Below are 16030 nucleotides of genomic sequence, written 5' to 3'. Positions count from 1 at the left end.
TCCGGCGGCGGTCCGGCGGCCGGTGTTGAGACCCCCGGCGACGGCAATGGGGACGTCGACTCCCGGAGGGGGCGGCATGCGCGGACTACCTCTCGCTGCCTGGGCGTACATCTGCGGCGTGGTCGCACTGGCGGCCGGGCTCATCGCGACGGCGTCCTACGAGGGGCTGGAATGGCGCACCCTCGCCGTCCTGGCCGTGCTCTTCCTCATCTGCGACTCGGCGCCCGCCCTCCTCAGCGTCGAGCGCGCCCGGGTCTCGCTGAGCTTCGCCGCCAGCCTGGCCACGGTGGTGCTGCTCGGCCCGGCCGGCGCCGCGCTGCTCGGGGTCTGCGCCATCGTCACGGGGCAGCGGCTGTTCGCGCCGGTCAAGCGGCTGTTCAACGGCGCGCAGTTCGCGCTGTGCGGGTACGCGTCCGGCGTGGTCTTCCAGGCGCTCGGCGGGCAGCGGTTCGAGCCGGGGCAGGCCCGCTGGGTCGAGCACGTGATCGGCCCGTTCCTCGGCGCCCTGGTCACCTTCGTCCTGGTCAACCTGCTGCTGGTGGCCGGGGTGCTGCTGCTGAGCCGGCAGGCGTCGGTGCGCGAGCTGCTGACCGCCAGCGGGCAGCTCGCCTTCGGATGCCTGGGGTACGGCATGTTCGGCCTGCTGATCGCCGGCCTGTGGTCCCGGGTCGGGATCGGCCCGTTCGCGGCGGTGCTGGTGTTGCTGCCGTTGTTCATCGCGCGGTGGGCGTTCGAGCAGACGCGGGCGCAGCGGCAGGCGCACGCGGCGACGCTGGCGGCGTTGTGCCAGGCGGTGGAGACCAAGGACTACTACACGCGTGGTCATTCGGAGCGGGTGTCGCGCGGGTCGGTGATGATCGCGCAGGAGATCGGGATGCGGTCGGACCGGGTGGAGGCGATCCGGTACGCGGGGATGCTGCACGATGTGGGCAAGCTCGGCGTCCCGACCAAGGTCCTGCAGAAGACCGGGGCGCTCACCGAGGAGGAGTTCGCCGCGATCCAGCTGCACCCGATGCGGGGCCTGGACATCGTGCGGGACATCGGCTTCCTGGACGAGGCGCTGGCCGGGATCATGCACCACCACGAGAAGATGAACGGCCGCGGCTACCCGATGGGGCTGGCCGGTGACGAGATCCCCGAGTTCGCCCGCGTCATCTCGGTGGCGGACGCGTTCGACTCGATGACCTCGACCCGTTCGTACCGGGCGGCCCGCACCGTGGAGGAGGCCGTCCAGGAGCTGCGCCGCGGCGCGGGCGACCACTTCGACCCCGCCATCGTGGACGCGTTCCTGCGCGCGCTCGAACGCGACGGCTGGGATCCGCCCCAGCCCGTCGTGCTGCCCGAGGACGACATCGTGGAGACCACCCAGCAGGACCACGACGACTTCAGCGCGCCGCTCCGCGTCGCCGGGAGCGGCGGCGCCAGTGGGAACGCCGGTGGGAACGGAAACGGCGGCGGCGCCGGAACGAAGGTCGCCAGCAGCCACCCGGCGGGCACCGACCCGGCGGGTGCGGCAGGGGATGTCGCCGGTGGCGGCGCCCGCCGCTAGCCGCCGCCGTCCAGGAAGATGGAGCCGATGAGCACCCAGATGCGCACCCAGGAGCGCGCCGCCTGGCGGACCATCGACTCCGGCCAGCTCATGCTGATCGCCACCGCCGGGCTCGTGGTGATCGTCGCGATCACGCAGGTGGCGGCGGTGGGCCTTGAGCAGGCCGAGGTCGCCGTGGTGTTCGGCGTGCTGATCGCGCTGGGCGAGCTGTTCCGGATGGTGATGCCCGGCAACCGGGAGGTCGCGCCGATCGCCAGCGCGGGCGGGATCGGCTACGCGCTGCTGGTCGGGATCGGGCCGGAGGGGGCGCCGCCCGACGCGCCGCTCGGCGTCGCCCCGGCCGTGCATTCCCCGTTGCAGGTGGTGGCGGTGACCGCCGTCGGCACGCTGGTCGGCTCGCTGCCCCATGTCGCGGTGGGCCGCACCCCCCGGCTGGACGCCATGGCCCGCCGGCTGTTCACGGTCACCGCCGTGGCGCTGTGCTTCCGGCCGCTGCTGTCGCTGCGGCTGCACTGGCAGGTGCTGCTCGCGATGATGGGCGTCGTGGTGATCATCGCCTGTGCCTGCGAGGTGATGATCGCCGCGCTGATCCGGGCGGAGGCGGTACGGGCGCGGTTCGGTATCGCGATGCGGGACGAGATCAAGGCCAAGGCGGCGCTGTGCGCGGCCACCAGCGCGACCGCCATGCTGATCGCGGTGGCGACCACGGTGATGGGCCCGGCCGCGCTGCTGGTGTTCACGGCGCCGATCCTGGTCACCCAGTTCGCGTTCCGCCGCTATGCCGGGGTGCGCGCGACCTATCTGCAGACCGTGCGGGCGCTGTCGCGGGTCACCGAGGTCGGCGGGTACGTGGAGACCGGGCATTCCCGGCGTGTCTCCCGGCTGTCGGTGGCGATGGGCCGGGAGCTGGGCATGTCCGAGGAGGAGCTGCTGCATCTGGAGTACGCGGCGCTCATGCACGACATCGGGCAGTTGTCGCTGGGCGATCCCATCCCCGGCGGCGCCACCGTGCTGGCCTCGCCCGCCGAGCAGCGCCGCATCGCCGAGCTGGGCGCCGAGGTCATCAGGCAGACCGGCGTGCTCGACCATGTCGCCCGGATCGTGGAGCGGTCCTCGCATCCGTACCGGGTCGAGCAGTCCACGCAGCCGCAGGCCGCGCCCGGCGACGGCGTCGGCGACGCGTCCGGCTCCCTCCATCCCGCCGACGCGCCGGAGCGGCGCCCCCAGGCGCCGCCGCTGGCCAGCAGGATCATCAAGGTGGCCAACGCCTACGACGACCTGGTCGGCGACTCCGGTGACCGCGACCGGGGCGCCGCCGTCCTGGAACGGCTGCGGCTCGACTCGGCCGCCGAGTACGACCCCGCCGTGGTCGAGGCGCTCAGCCGCGTCGTCGACCGCCGTCCCCGGCTGTAGGGGCCGGTGGCCCCGCGACCGCCGGGGGGCTAGTCTCTGCCCGAGTGCGCGGGCGCGGGCCCGCCAGGGGACGAAGGAGTGTGCGGTCGTTGCACGAATCCGTGCTCGTGGCCAACCGCGGTGAGATCGCCAGCCGGATCATTCGTACCGTCCGCGGCCTGGGGCTGAAGGCCATCGCGGTGTACTCGGAGGCCGACGCGGGGCTGCCGTTCGTCGCCGAGGCCGACGAGGCGATCCTGATCGGCCCCGCCCGGGCCGCCTCCAGCTACCTCGACATCCCCCGGATCATGGAGGCGGCGCGGCGCACCAACGCCCGCGCCGTCCACCCCGGGTACGGGTTCCTGGCGGAGAACGCCGGGTTCGCGCGCCGGGTGATGGAGGCGGGGCTGGCCTGGATCGGGCCGCCGCCGGACGCGATCGAGCGGATGGGCGACAAGATCAACGCCCGTAACCTGATGGCGGAGGCGGGTGTCCCGGTCGCGCCCGGCGTCACCGACCCCGTCCCGGACGCCGACGCCGCCGTGGCCGAGGCCGCGCGCATCGGCTACCCGATCATGGTGAAGGCCGCCGGAGGCGGGGGCGGCATCGGCATGGCCGTCGCCCGCGATGAACCCGCCCTCCGCCAGGCGTACGAGACCGCGCGGACCACCTCGGCGCGCTTCTTCGGGGGTTCGGGGAAGCGGGCCGACATCCTGCTGGAACGGTTCGTGGAGGGCGCGCGGCACGTCGAGGTGCAGATCCTCGGCCTGGCCGACGGCACGGTGCTCGCGCTGGGCGAGCGCGACTGCTCGGTGCAGCGCCGCCACCAGAAGGTCGTGGAGGAGACCCCGTCCCCGGGCATCACGCCGGAGCTGCGCGCCCGGATGATGGAGGCGGCGGTGCGCGCGGGGGAGGCGGTCGGCTACCGCGGCGCCGGGACGGTCGAGTGCCTGGTCGACCCGGCCGCGCAGGACTTCTTCTTCCTGGAGATGAACACCCGGCTGCAGGTGGAGCATCCGGTCACCGAGCTGGTCACCGGGATCGACCTGGTGGAGCAGCAGCTACGGATCGCCGCCGGCGAGCCGCCCTCGTTCGGCGAGCCGCCCGGCGGCGCGGTGGCCGTCCGTGGGCACGCGATCGAGCTGCGGGTGTACGCCGAGGACCCCGTGACCTTCATGCCGTCCCCGGGCGAGATCAAGGTCTGGGAGGAGCCGGTCGGCGACGGCATCCGCATCGACGCGGGCTACGCCGAGGGCACCACCGTCACGCCGTACTACGACCCGATGCTGGCGAAGCTGTGCGTGCACGCCGGCGACCGTCCCGCCGCGCTGGAGCGGGCGCGGGTGGCCGTGGCCGCGTTCCGGATCGAGGGGATCAACACCAACCTGCCGTTCCTCGCCGAACTGCTTGAGCACCCCGAGTTCGTGGACGGCTCGTACGACACCGGCATCGTCGGCCGCATGCGCCCGTGAACCGGGCCGCTCCAAGGGCGGCTGGTAAGCAGGGGTAGTCTGCCCGCCGTGGAGAGGTACTGTGACCGCTGCGGGAAGCCCGCAGAGGAAGGCGAACACGAGAAGTGCCGCGAGGCGCGGCTGATGGAACCGCCGCGCTACTGCGCGCGCTGCCGCCGCCGGATGGTGGTGCAGGTGACCCCGATGGGCTGGACGGCGCGCTGCTCCGAGCACGGCGTGCTCAGCTCGGCCTGACGCCGTCCCCCGCGGGCCTCAGGTCCAGGACGTAGGTGAGCAGGTTCACACCCTCGACCGGGCTCCAGTCGAGCTCCGGGGTCCGCGTGAACCCCATCCGCTCGTACAGCCGCTGGGCGACGCGCATGTTCGGCTGCGTCGACAGCCGCAGCGCGACCAGCCCCGCCCGCCGCGCCCGGTCGGCGCACTCCTGGACGAGCGCCCGCCCGACACCGTTCCCGCGGCTGGACTCCTGGACGACCAGCATGCGGAACTCGCCCTCGTCCGGTGCCGCCAGCTCGGCGTACGGGCTGTCCGGCGGCGCGTACGCGACGGCCCCCGCGATCTCCCCGTCCACCTCGGCGACCAGCAGCTCCGCCTTGGCCGCGCGGTCGGCGGCGTCGGCCAGCGTGTGCAGGTAGGCGGACCCGGGCGGGATCAGACCGCCCCGCGTGTACACCTCGACCGTCAGCTCGCCGATCCGCGCGTACTCGTCGGGGCGTGCCAGGCGGACGGTGACGTGCCGCTCAGACACCGGTGGTGCTGCGCGGGTAGGCGACATCGGGATCGGTCACCACGTTGACCAGGTACGGGACGCCGGAGTCGAAGGCGCGGCGCAGCGCCGGGCCGATCCGGTCCGGCTCGGTGACCAGTTCACCGGCCCCGCCCAGCGCCCGCACGACCTCGTCGTAGCGGCAGCCGGGTCGCAGGTCGGCCGCGACGTCGTATCCGTAGAGCATCCGCATCGGATGTTTCTCCAACCCCCAGGCTCCGTTGTTGCCCACGACCATCACCACGGGTAGGCCGTGCCGTACCAGGGTATCCGCATCCATCAGGGAGAATCCGGCGGCTCCGTCCCCGAGCAGCAGCACGACCTGCGAGGACGGGCGGGCCAGCCGGGCCGCCGCCGCGTACCCGGGACCGGTGCCCAGGCACCCGTACGGGCCGGGGTCCAGCCAGCCGCCGGGGCGCCGCGGCTCGACGTACTTGCCCGCGTACGAGACGAAGTCGCCGCCGTCCCCGATGACCACGGCGTCGTCGTCCAGCACCTTGGCCAGTTCCCCGTACACGCGCATCGGATGGATGGGGTCGGCGTCGGAGGCCAGCAGGGCGGCGTCGTCCGCGATCGCCGTCCTGGCCACGTCGTGGAGCCCGGCCGCCCAGTCGGCGTGGGACCTGGGGGCGACCCCGGCCTTGTACGCCGCCGTCACAAGCCCGGTGAACACCTCGGAGAGGTCACCCGATGCCGACCCGGCGAGCGGCACGTGGGCGGCGATCTGAGACGGGGCGTCGGCGAGGTGCACCACCTTGGCCTGCTCGCCCGTCCCGCTCCCGAACGTTCCGTACCCGAGCCGGAAGTCCAGCGGGGTGCCCGCGACGATCACCAGGTCGGCACGGGCGAACGCGCGCCCCCGGGCGCGGGTCACCAGCAGTTCGTGACCGGCGGGCAGGATGCCCCGGCCCTGCCCGTTGGCCACCACGGGCAGGGCGAACTCCTCGGCGAACGCGCGGGCGGCCTCGTCGGCGCGGTCCATCCAGACGTCCGACCCGAGGACCAGCACGGGACGCCGCGCCCCGGCCAGCAGCGCCGCGATCCCGTCGAGCGCGTCCGGGTCGGGCGACTCCCGCGTCGGCGGCCTCGGTTCCGGTACGGCGCCGGCGGGCGGGCCGAACAGGTCCTCCATGTGAGCGTCCAGGAAGACCGGGCCCCGGTGCGGCGTCGTGGCGACGGCGAAGGCCCGCTCCACGTCCGACGCCAGCGTCTCCGGCCCGGACGCGGTCAGCGCGGCCTTGGTGATCGGCGCGACCAGCGGGGGATGGTCCAGTTCCTGGAGCGCGCCCGACCCCCACCGCCCGCGCGGCGCGCGCCCGCCGAGCACCACGACGGGCGATCCGTTGAAATGCGCCGTCGCGATGCCGCTCACCCCGTTGGTGACGCCGGGCCCGGCCGTCAGCACCGCCAGTCCCGGTCCCCGCGTCAGCCGCGCGGTCGCCTCCGCCGCGAACACCGCCGTCTGCTCGTGCCGCACGTCGAGGATCCTGGGCCGGGGCGCGGCGCCGCCGTCCCCGTCGAGCGCCGCGTCGTAGATCGGGAAGACATGCCCGCCGGAGAGGGTGAACATCGTGTCCACGCCGTGGCGGCGGACCACCGAGATGACCGTGTCGCCGCCGTGCCGAGGCTCCATGTGCGAAAGGTAACAACCAGGTCAGGTCTTGGCGACGTCCTGGCATGTCCTTTCTTCGGGGAGCAGGGGCCGCAGCCGTACCGAGTACACCCTGCCACCGCTGCGCCAGCGATGGTCCGCACTCGCCGTCGCGATGTGCTTGACGACGGTGTCCCTGTCCTCGCCGGTGACCACCGTGCAGAGGCCGCCCGCCGCCCGTTCGCCCCGCCCGAGCGGCCGGTCCAGCGGCCAGTCGGAGACGGGCTGGCCGGGTCGTGCCGGGCTGTCCCCGGCGATGACGGCCATGCGCGGCGCCCGGTACGGCCGCGCCGGCGCGGCCTGGTCGGTGGGTGGCCACGCCTCCGGGTCCAGCCGCTTCCAGAACCGCACCGCCGGGGCGGCCGGCAGGCTTTCCGGCTCGACGACCCGCGTACGGGCCTGCCCGAAGGTGATCTGCAGGATCATCGCGTCCGCGACCTGGTCGGACCCGATGGTCCGCGGCCGGTCCAGGCCCGCCGCTCGCGCCTCCTGGAGGAGGCGGCGCATCGCCGCGGGTGTCAGCCGGTATTCGCGGGCGGCCCACTCGGCGGCGCGCCGCGGCTTCGCGATGGCGCGTCCGTCCCGGTACAGCGAGAACTCCGGCAGGCTGCCCGGCGGGCCGAGACCCGCGAAACCGGCGGTCATCCGCCAGCGCAGCACCGGCCCCCTGCCGCCTCCGGAAGCCTGATCCGCGGGAGCGGTCGTTCGGGCGCCTCCCGGCTCCTCGTCCCGCGCCCGCTCCTGTCCCTGGCCGCTGCACGCGACCAGAAGACAGGCCCCGGCGAGCGCGGCGACGACCCCCCGATCGATCACACCTCTGAAGGGTACGGATGGACCGGCCATGGGACTTGGACGCCACGCACCCCGCCCCGGTTCCGTCCAAAATGGCACGGTCAAAGCTGTGGGATCCTGCTGGGCCACGGCGCAAGGGCCCGCGCTAGGGTTTGCGCTCGTGAGCGTGCTCGTGGTGACCGGGACCTGCACCGGCGTCGGGAAGACGATCGTCACCGCGGCGCTGGCCGCGCTCGCGGCGGCGCGCGGAACCGGCGTCGCGGTCGTCAAACCCGGCCAGACCGGGGTGGGCCCGGACGAGCCCGGCGACCTCGACGAGGTGCGGCGGCTGGCCGGAATCGACGACCTGCACGAGTTCGCCCGCTTCCCCGACCCGCTGTCGCCCGCGGCGGCGGCACGCCGGGCGGGGCTCCCGCCGCCGCGGCTCGCGGACGCGGCCGACCGCATCCGGGACCTGAGCCGCACCCGGGGGCTCGTCCTGGTGGAGGGAGCCGGGGGCCTGCTGGTCCGGTACGACGACGAGGGCACGACCCTCGCCGACCTGGCCCGCTGGATCGGCGCCCCGGCGGTCGTGGTGGCCCGTCCCGACCTGGGCACCCTGAACCACACGGCGCTCACCCTGGAGGCGATGGCGCACCGGGGCGTCCAGCTCGCCGGTGTGGTGCTGGGGGAGTGGCCGGAAGAGCCTGGCCTGGCGATGCGCAGCAACATCCGCGACCTGGAGACGATCGCCGCCCGTCCCCTGGCCGGCGCGATGCCCGCGGGCGCGGGCGCCCTTGACCCCGCCGAGTTCCTGCTGGCCGCGCACCGCGCGCTGGCACCCCCGTTCGGCGGCTCGTTCGACCCCGCCGCGTTCCGCGACGCGCACGGTGTCCTACCGTGAGGCATCACCGCAGAGAAGGAGGACCAGTGAGCGACATCCTCGACGTGGCCAGGCAGCAGGTGCTCGAGGGCGGGAAGGGCCTGTCCGAGGCACAGGTGCTGGAGTGCCTGACGCTGCCGGACGACAGGCTTGAGGATCTGCTCGCGCTCGCCCACGAGGTCCGCATGCGCTGGTGCGGCCCGGAGGTCGAGGTGGAGGGCATCGTCTCCCTCAAGACGGGCGGCTGCCCCGAGGACTGCCACTTCTGCTCGCAGTCGGGCCAGTTCACCTCTCCCGTGCGCGCGGTCTGGCTGAACATCCCCGAACTGGTCGAGGCCGCAAAGGAGACCGCCAAGACCGGCGCCACCGAGTTCTGCATCGTCGCCGCCGTCCGCGGCCCCGACGAACGCCTGATGTCCCAGGTCCGCGAGGGCGTCGCGGCCATCAACGCCGCCGTCGAGATCAACATCGCCTGCTCCCTCGGCATGCTCACCCAGGACCAGGTGGACGAGCTGGCCGCCCTCGGCGTGCACCGCTACAACCACAACCTGGAGACGGCCCGCTCCCACTTCCCCAATGTGGTCACCACCCACACCTGGGAGGAGCGCTGGGACACCCTCCGCATGGTCAAGGACGCCGGGATGGAGGTGTGCTGCGGCGGCATCATCGGCATGGGCGAGACCGTCGAGCAGCGCGCCGAGTTCGCCGCCCAGTTGGCCGCCCTCGACCCCGACGAGGTCCCGCTGAACTTCCTGGCGCCCCGCCCCGGAACCCCGTTCGCCGACCGCCCCCTGGTCGAGGGCACCGAGGCCCTCAAGACCATCGCCGCGTTCCGCCTGGCCCTGCCCCGCACCATCCTCCGCTACGCCGGAGGCCGCGAACTCACCCTCGGCGACCTCGGCACCCGCGACGGCATGCTGGGCGGCATCAACGCCATCATCGTCGGCAACTACCTGACCACCCTGGGCCGCCCCGCCGAACAGGACCTGGCCCTCCTGACCGACCTCCACATGCCCATCAAGGCCCTCTCCAAGACCCTGTAGGGCGCTGGACCGCCCCTGCGCTCGGCGGCCGGACCGGCGGGATCGGCCGCGAGAGCACCGATGATCACGCGACGGGAGCCATCCGCTCGGCGATGATCCGTTTGGTGAGGCGGATGATGAGCTTGGGGTCGGCGTCCTCGGGCCAGGACACGTCGATGACGCTCTCTCCGGGTTCCTCGTCTTCGGGAACGTCGATCTCGATCTCGGCCTCGCCGGGGAGGAACAGATGCTCGCGGATCTCCTCGATCGTCATCGTCTCGGGGGGCTTGGGGAACAGCACGCCTCTGATAATGATCCAGTCCTGCTCGACCGTTGCCAGCAGGGAGGCCGAAGGTTCCTGTGGAGTCGTCACAGCCACCAGGGCTCCCACTCAGTCGTCTCGATCTCGATGTCGAACGGCTCGGGGAGGTGCAGCGTCTCGCCGAACTCCCACGACTCCTTGTGCAGGTAGGCCCCCGCTCCCCGGTCGGGGATGGAGTAGAGCGTCGTTTTCGCGGCCTTGGGCGATCGGTCGACAAGGAGGTAGTAGGGAATCTCTATGGCGGCGTACCCGTTCCACTTGGTACGACGTTGCTTCCTCGCCCGCCGGTGGGCTGTGGTCGGCGGCCGGTCGCGTCCTGCCCCGCCGGGCGAGGTGACCTCGACCGCCATCTCGATCTCGTCAGGCATGAGTCCGCGAACAGCGGCCTTCCTGGCGGCCGTCCGCATCTCCTTGAGGAGCACGACGAGATCGGGAATGTACTGGTCTTCGACCGACTCCTGGCGCAGGCTGACGACCTGCAGACAGGTCCAGGCGAATTGGGGATCCCCCACGGAGGCCCGTGCGAACGCGTCGGAGATGTCCTGCAGGATGCACGCATGTGGAACGGTCGGTGTTGGTGACACGACGTATTTGCCCCCGATGATCTCGTTGTTCACTCCGTCCGGGATCTCGAGGAGGTCCACCAGCGCGCCGCTCTTCCAGAGGTCGTACAGTGACCCGTCCGTGCCGTGGCTTGCTTCTATGAGTTCTGAAGTGACTGCTTGTGTCACGTTCCGTGACCTTTCCCTCACGATCGGCTCCCATCATCGTAGGGAACGCCCGCACCCAGCGTAGGCAGATCATTCGAACTTGTGGTCGAAGACCGTCCCGTCGCAGGTCAGTTGCGGCGGAGGCGGGTGATGAACTTGTAGCGGTCGCCGCGGTAGAGGGACTGGGCCCATTCGACGGGCTGGCCCGTGGTGTCGAAGGCGTGCCTGGACAGCAGGAGAAGCGGGAGGCCGACGTCCACGGAGAGCAACTGGGCGTCGTGGGGAGTGGCCAGGACCGTCTCGATCGTCTCCTCGGCCTCGGTGAGGTGGACGTCGTAGGCCGTGGCGAGGGTCTCGTAGAGGGAGCGGTGGCGGGGGAGCTCGCGGCGCAGGCCGGGGAAGCGGCGGGCGGGGAGGTGGGAGGTGTCGATCGACATGGCCTCGCCGTCGGCGAGGCGGAGCCGGTGGATGCGCAGGACGCGTCCGCCGGGACGGATGCGGAGCAGGGTCGCCAGGCGCTCGTCCGCGCTGACGTAGCCGATCTCCAGGATGCGGGTCTCGGGACGCAGGCCGTGGTGGCGCATGTCCTCGGTGTAGGAGACGAGCTGGAGTTCCTGGGCGACCTTGGGTTTGGCGACGAAGGTGCCCTTGCCCTGGATGCGCTGGAGGCGTCCCTCGACCACCAGTTCGGCCAGTGCCTGCCGCACGGTGGTGCGGGAGGTCTCGTACTTCTCGGCCAGTGCGCGTTCAGGGGGCAGCGGGCTGCCGGGCGGAAGCTGCTGGATCAGCTCGACCAGCAGTTCCTTGAGTTTGTAGTACTTCGGAATGCGTGGTGCCTGGGCCGAGTGGTGCTTGCCGATGTCGCTCAATGGCGCGCGCTCGTACCCACCCCCGTGGCGGGGCCCGCCCCTGACCTCCGTCACGGTCTCTCCTCACGTTCACTATCAGTTGTTCCCCGATGTTAACCGTGCAGACTACGGGCGGTAGAGCCCGGCCACCTCGGTCAGGGCGGCCCGGAGGGTCGTGAGGTCCGCCTCGCCGAGGGTGGCGCGGGCGGTGAGGCGCAGGCAGGCGCGGCCTTCGGGGACGGAGGGCGGGCGGAAGCAGCCGACGCGGACGCCGTGCTCGGCGCAGACCTCGGCGGCCTTGACGGCGGCGTCGGGCTCGCCGAGGACGACGGGGACGACCGCGGCGGCGGGGGCCGCGGTGGTCTCCAGGCCGAGCCCGGCGGCGATGGCGGCCATCCGGCGCGCGCGGTCGCGGGCGCGGGCGGGCAGGCCCGGCTCGGCGTCCAGGACGTCGAGGGCGGCGAGCGCCGCGGCGGCGGCGGGCGGGTTCAGCCCGGTGTCGAAGATGAACGGGCGGCCGGTGTCGACCAGCGTCTCGATCACCTCGGGGGCGCCCAGCACCGCGCCGCCCTGCGCGCCCAGCGACTTGGACAGGGTGAGGGTCAGGACGACGTCCGGCTCCCCGGCGAGCCCGGCGGCGTGCGCCGAGCCCTGGCCGCGGTCGCCGACGACGCCGAGCGCGTGCGCCTCGTCCACGACCAGCATCGCGCCGTGCGCGCGGACGACGCGGTGCAGGTCCGCGAGAGGCGCCTCGTCGCCGTCCACGGAGAACACCGCGTCGGTGACGACGAGGGCGTGCTCCTCGTCCCGGTCGGCGAGGGCCCGCTCGACGGCGGCGACGTCCCGGTGCGGGACGATCACGACCCGGGCCCGGGACAGCCGGCAGGCGTCCACGATCGAGGCGTGGTTGGTCCGGTCGGAGATCACCAGATGGCCGGGCCCGGCCAGGCCCGTCACCGCGCCGAGGTTGGCCAGGTACCCGGACGAGAACACCAGCCCGGCGGCCGATCCGGTGAAGGCGGCCAGCCGGCGGTCCAGTTCGGCGTGGAGGTGGGTGGTGCCGGTGACCAGCCGCGATCCGGTGGAGCCCGTCCCGTACTCACGGGCGGCCCGGGCCGCGGCCTCGGCCGGCCTGGGGTCGCGGGACAGGCCGAGGTAGTCGTTGGACGCCAGGTCGATCAGCCCGTCGTGGTCGCCGGAACGGGGACGCAGCCGGCGCCGCAGCCCGGCCCGTTCGCGCCGTTCGGCCGCCGACCGGAGGCGCGCCAGGGGATCCGTGGACGGCACAGGATCGGTCATGCGGGCATCCTGCCAGGTGGGGTGGGCGGGTGTGCCGGGCGGGTCCGGGTCTCGGCGACAATGGACGTGTGCCCACGCTGAGCGATCTGGTAGGCGACCGCACCGATCTGACCGACGCGGATCTGGAGTGGCTGCACGCCCTGGTGTCGGACTGGCAGTTGCTGGCCGACCTGTCGTTCGCCGATCTGCTGCTGTGGGTGCCGCTGCGGTCGCCGGGCGAGGCCGATGGGCAGGGCGCCGCGGGCGGCTGGGTGGCGATCGCGCAGATGCGGCCCACGACCGGCCCGACCGCCTACCCGGAGGACCTGGTGGGCAAGGTCGTCCCCAAGGGCCGCCGGGGGCTGATCGACGTGGCGTGGCGGGAACGGCGGATCGTCCGGGAGGGCGACCCCGAGTGGGGCAGCGGCATCCCCGTCCGGGAGGAGTCGATCCCGGTACGGCGCGGAGCGAAGCTGCTCGGGGTGATCCAGCGCAGCACCAACCTCAGCTCGGCCAGGACGCCGAGCCGACTGGAGCTCACCTATTTGCAGAGCGCCAGCGACCTGGCCCAGATGATCGCCGAGGGCCGGTTCCCGTTCGCCGGTCAGGAGCCGAACCTGGTCCGCTCGCCGCGGGTCGGGGACGGCCTGATCCGGCTGGACCGGGCGGGCCGGGTCACCTACGCCAGCCCGAACGCGCAGTCCGCATACCGGCGCCTGGGGTTCCCCGCCGACCTGGTGGGGGAGTCGCTGGGCGCGGTGACCACCGAGCTGTGCGACACCGGGGAGCCGATGGAGGAGGCGCTGACCGCCGTCCTGAGCGGCAAGGCGCCCCGCGAGGTCGAGGTGGAGGCGCGCGGGTCGGTGATGCAGCTCCGCACGATCCCGCTGGTGGTCGGCGCCACCCGGATCGGCGCGATCGTGCTGTGCCGGGACGTCACCGAGCTGCGGTGGCGCGACCGGGAGCTGATGACCAAGGACGCCACCATCCGGGAGATCCATCACCGGGTGAAGAACAACCTCCAGACGGTGGCCGCGCTGCTGCGGTTGCAGGCCAGGCGGCTCCAGATCCCGGAGGGCCGGATGGCGCTGGACGAGGCGGTGCGCAGGGTCGGGTCGATCGCGATCGTGCACGAGACGCTGTCGCACACCCCGGACGAGCTGATCGACTTCGATGACATCGCGGACCGTGTGATCACCATGGCGGGCGAGGTGTCCACGCCGGAGACCAGGGTGACGCCCAAGCGCACCGGCAACTTCGGCGTGCTGCCCGCGGAGGTCGCCACGCCGCTGGCGATGGCGCTGACCGAGCTGCTGCAGAACGCCCTGGAGCACGGGCTGGCCAACCGGTTCGGGACGCTGGAGGTGCTGGCCGACCGGTACGAGGCGGAGGGCGGGTCCCAGGACGGCTCTGAGGAAGGCACCGAGAACGGCGGCCGGGCGAAGGCGAAGGGCGAGGCGTCGCGGCTGGAGGTGGTGGTGGCCGACGACGGGGTGGGGCTGCCGCCCGACTTCGACGTCGAGAGCACCGACAGCCTGGGACTTCAGATCGTGCGCACGCTGATCGTGGGGGAGCTGGGCGGGCGGCTGGACTTCCGGCGGCGGCCCTCGGGCGGCACCGAGGTCATCGTGGACGTCCCGCTCGACCTTGGCCGGCGCCGTCCTGGTCCGCCTCGTCCCTGATCGCCAGTGGACGGGCGGGCGCGGCCGGGGCCGGCCGGGGTCGGTCGGGGTCGGTCGGGAAGACGGCCGGGGGCTGACGGTCAGGAGGGGGTGGCGGTTCCGAGGTTGGCGGCGCGGGCGCGGTTGCGGGACGCGCGGCGCCTGAGGGCACGGCGCTCGTCCTCGCCCATGCCGCCCCAGACGCCCGAGTCCTGGCCGGACTCCAGCGCCCACATCAGGCAGGCGTCGGTCACGTCGCAGCGGCGGCAGACCTGCTTGGCCTCCTCGATCTGCAGGAGCGCGGGGCCGGTGTTCCCGATCGGGAAGAACAGTTCGGGATCCACGTCACGGCAGGCTGCGCGGTGGCGCCAGTCCATGCGGTCCACTCCTTCGTCAGCGTGGAGGTGGTCGGCTCCACTTGTGAACTGGTTCACATGTCTCCGCCACCCCGGGGGCCCGTGGGTTCAGGGGCTGTGGGGTGGACGTCGGCGCGGCGCGGCGATCAGGAGGCGGATCGTCGGAGCTTCCTGTCAGCGCACGCGTTTTGAGCGTGTCAAAACGGCGCGGGCCGACGCAAGACCTGCGAGAAACGTTTCTCAAAGGATGAGTGTCGTATGTGTCACATCAGCGGGTCGGCGGTGTTGCTTTCCCGTTAAACCAGGCGCCGTTCGGACTCATATGACGATCCGTATCGCCTCGGGCACCGATCGGAACGTGATCGCGCGCTGCTCGCCCAGATAGTCGCCGTCCAGTTGGAACGCCATCGGCCGGTCCGACCGGATGGTGACCTCCGTCGCGTCGTGCACGTTCAGGACCTTGGACCCGCGGACGGGGCGATGCCGCGCGGTGAGCATCCCGGCCAGCGCGCCCAGCACGGGCGGCAGCCGCAGCGACCGTATCGCGAACGCGTCCAGGCCGGCGCCGAACCGCGCCCGCGGGTTCGGATTCACCGGCAAGGGGCCGAGGAAAGTCCATGGCGCGGTATTGCTGACGAAGGCGAGAAAGAGCCCGGAAATCGGGGGCCTTCCCGGCAGTTCCAGGGTGAGGGCGGGATGCCGCCTGTCGGTTCCCGAGAAGAAATGCCGGAGCGCCGTCCGCACGTACAGGGAAGGGCGCGCGGCGGCCCCGGCCCGCCGGCGCCGTTCCACCTCCCGCACGACCTCGGCGTCCAGCCCGACCCCCGCGTTGAACGTGAAGTACCGGGGGGTGCCGCCGTCATGGGTCGCCGTGCCGAGGCCGATCGTGCGGCCACGGCCCGCGCGCAGCGCCTCCAGGACCGCGCGGGTGGCGCGGACCGGGTCGTTGGGCAGGCCCAGGGCGCGGGCGAAGACGTTGGCGCTGCCGCACGGCAGGACCGCCAGCGCGGGCAGGTCGGGCGACGGGCCCTTGGCCAGCAGCCCGTTCACGACCTCGTTGACCGTGCCGTCGCCGCCGATCGCCATCACGACGTCGTAGTTCTCCGCCACCGCCCGGCTCGCCAGTTCGGTGGCATGGTCGCGGTGGGCCGTCTCGGCCACGTCCGCTTCGAGGTCGCCCGAGACGGCCCGGACGAGGAGGTCGCGGGCCCGCCGGGAGGTGGAGGTCGCCTTGGGGTTGGCGATGAGCATGGCGCGCACGGCGCCAGGGTATCCATCACCCTCCGTGCCCTGCGTTTTCGGTGTCCGGGCCGCGTGCCGGGACCGGACGGCGGCGAGTAGTGTTCTGG

At 72.8% G+C, this 16030-nt stretch carries 16 protein-coding genes; 7 read left to right on the top strand and 9 right to left on the bottom strand.

Annotated elements, in window-relative coordinates; all coding sequences use genetic code 11:
* Positions 1–76 precede the first annotated feature (76 nt).
* The 4 genes from QSK21_RS14565 (at position 77) to bsaP (ending at position 4647) form a co-directional block, all read left to right on the top strand.
* On the top strand, positions 77–1549 hold the full coding sequence (locus tag QSK21_RS14565; protein WP_285696237.1) for an HD-GYP domain-containing protein: 1473 nt from the start codon (positions 77–79) through the stop codon (positions 1547–1549).
* Between the two features lie 27 nt (positions 1550–1576).
* A complete protein-coding gene (locus QSK21_RS14560) occupies positions 1577–2962 on the top strand; it encodes an HD-GYP domain-containing protein (protein WP_285696235.1) in 1386 nt (461 codons plus the stop codon).
* Between the two features lie 89 nt (positions 2963–3051).
* A complete protein-coding gene (locus QSK21_RS14555; RefSeq protein ID WP_285696233.1) occupies positions 3052–4413 on the top strand; it encodes an acetyl-CoA carboxylase biotin carboxylase subunit in 1362 nt (453 codons plus the stop codon).
* 48 nt (positions 4414–4461) lie between these two features.
* Positions 4462–4647, top strand: coding sequence for a biotin synthase auxiliary protein BsaP (gene bsaP / locus QSK21_RS14550; RefSeq protein WP_285696232.1), 186 nt, complete (start codon positions 4462–4464; stop codon positions 4645–4647).
* Here the strand turns inward: bsaP and QSK21_RS14545 are convergent.
* Genes QSK21_RS14545 through QSK21_RS14535 form a run of 3 tightly spaced genes read right to left on the bottom strand, consistent with a single transcriptional unit; the run spans position 4634 to position 7643 of the window.
* A complete protein-coding gene (locus tag QSK21_RS14545; protein ID WP_285696231.1) occupies positions 4634–5161 on the bottom strand; it encodes a GNAT family N-acetyltransferase in 528 nt (175 codons plus the stop codon). The genes bsaP and QSK21_RS14545 overlap by 14 nt on opposite strands.
* Complete coding sequence (locus tag QSK21_RS14540) at positions 5154–6812, bottom strand: acetolactate synthase (RefSeq protein ID WP_285696230.1); 1659 nt, start codon at positions 6810–6812, stop codon at positions 5154–5156. The genes QSK21_RS14545 and QSK21_RS14540 overlap by 8 nt, the downstream gene beginning before the upstream one ends.
* Before the next feature lie 21 nt (positions 6813–6833).
* Entirely contained in the window at positions 6834–7643 is an 810-nt protein-coding gene (locus QSK21_RS14535; protein ID WP_285696229.1) for a hypothetical protein, read from the bottom strand.
* A gap of 139 nt (positions 7644–7782) precedes the next feature.
* Between QSK21_RS14535 and bioD the strand changes: the two genes are divergently transcribed.
* Together bioD and bioB are read left to right on the top strand one after the other, a co-directional pair.
* Complete coding sequence (bioD, locus tag QSK21_RS14530) at positions 7783–8505, top strand: dethiobiotin synthase (protein WP_285696227.1); 723 nt, start codon at positions 7783–7785, stop codon at positions 8503–8505.
* A 26-nt stretch (positions 8506–8531) separates the two neighbouring features.
* Positions 8532–9527: a biotin synthase BioB gene (gene bioB / locus QSK21_RS14525; RefSeq protein WP_285696225.1), complete on the top strand. Its 996-nt coding sequence runs from the start codon at positions 8532–8534 to the stop codon at positions 9525–9527.
* A gap of 64 nt (positions 9528–9591) precedes the next feature.
* Here the strand turns inward: bioB and QSK21_RS14520 are convergent, their stop codons facing one another.
* The 4 genes from QSK21_RS14520 to QSK21_RS14505 form a co-directional block, all read right to left on the bottom strand.
* Complete coding sequence (locus tag QSK21_RS14520) at positions 9592–9879, bottom strand: hypothetical protein (RefSeq protein ID WP_285696224.1); 288 nt, start codon at positions 9877–9879, stop codon at positions 9592–9594.
* Positions 9876–10559 (bottom strand): Uma2 family endonuclease, encoded by a 684-nt coding sequence (locus tag QSK21_RS14515; protein ID WP_285696223.1) that lies wholly within the window; start codon positions 10557–10559, stop codon positions 9876–9878. Before QSK21_RS14515 ends, QSK21_RS14520 begins: the two co-directional genes overlap by 4 nt.
* Before the next feature lie 107 nt (positions 10560–10666).
* Positions 10667–11407, bottom strand: coding sequence for a GntR family transcriptional regulator (locus QSK21_RS14510; protein ID WP_285696274.1), 741 nt, complete (start codon positions 11405–11407; stop codon positions 10667–10669).
* Positions 11408–11512: 105 nt separating this feature from the next.
* On the bottom strand, positions 11513–12685 hold the full coding sequence (locus QSK21_RS14505; RefSeq protein ID WP_285696222.1) for an 8-amino-7-oxononanoate synthase: 1173 nt from the start codon (positions 12683–12685) through the stop codon (positions 11513–11515).
* A 68-nt stretch (positions 12686–12753) separates the two neighbouring features.
* Here QSK21_RS14505 and QSK21_RS14500 point away from each other — a divergent pair, with 68 nt between their 5' ends.
* Positions 12754–14346, top strand: a complete 1593-nt coding sequence (locus QSK21_RS14500) for a sensor histidine kinase (RefSeq protein ID WP_285696220.1) — start codon at positions 12754–12756, stop codon at positions 14344–14346.
* Between the two features lie 80 nt (positions 14347–14426).
* Here QSK21_RS14500 and QSK21_RS14495 read toward each other — a convergent pair whose 3' ends face one another.
* Both QSK21_RS14495 and QSK21_RS14490 read right to left on the bottom strand, forming a co-directional pair.
* Positions 14427–14702, bottom strand: coding sequence for a WhiB family transcriptional regulator (locus tag QSK21_RS14495; RefSeq protein ID WP_285696219.1), 276 nt, complete (start codon positions 14700–14702; stop codon positions 14427–14429).
* Positions 14703–14999: 297 nt separating this feature from the next.
* Entirely contained in the window at positions 15000–15941 is a 942-nt protein-coding gene (locus QSK21_RS14490; protein WP_285696217.1) for a diacylglycerol/lipid kinase family protein, read from the bottom strand.
* Positions 15942–16030: the final 89 nt, after the last annotated feature.

The organism is Actinomadura sp. NBRC 104412, from assembly GCF_030269515.1.
Classification (GTDB): domain Bacteria; phylum Actinomycetota; class Actinomycetes; order Streptosporangiales; family Streptosporangiaceae; genus Spirillospora.
The sequence above is the reverse complement of the archived record's forward strand: the minus strand, read 5'-3'. Positions and strand labels throughout refer to the sequence as shown.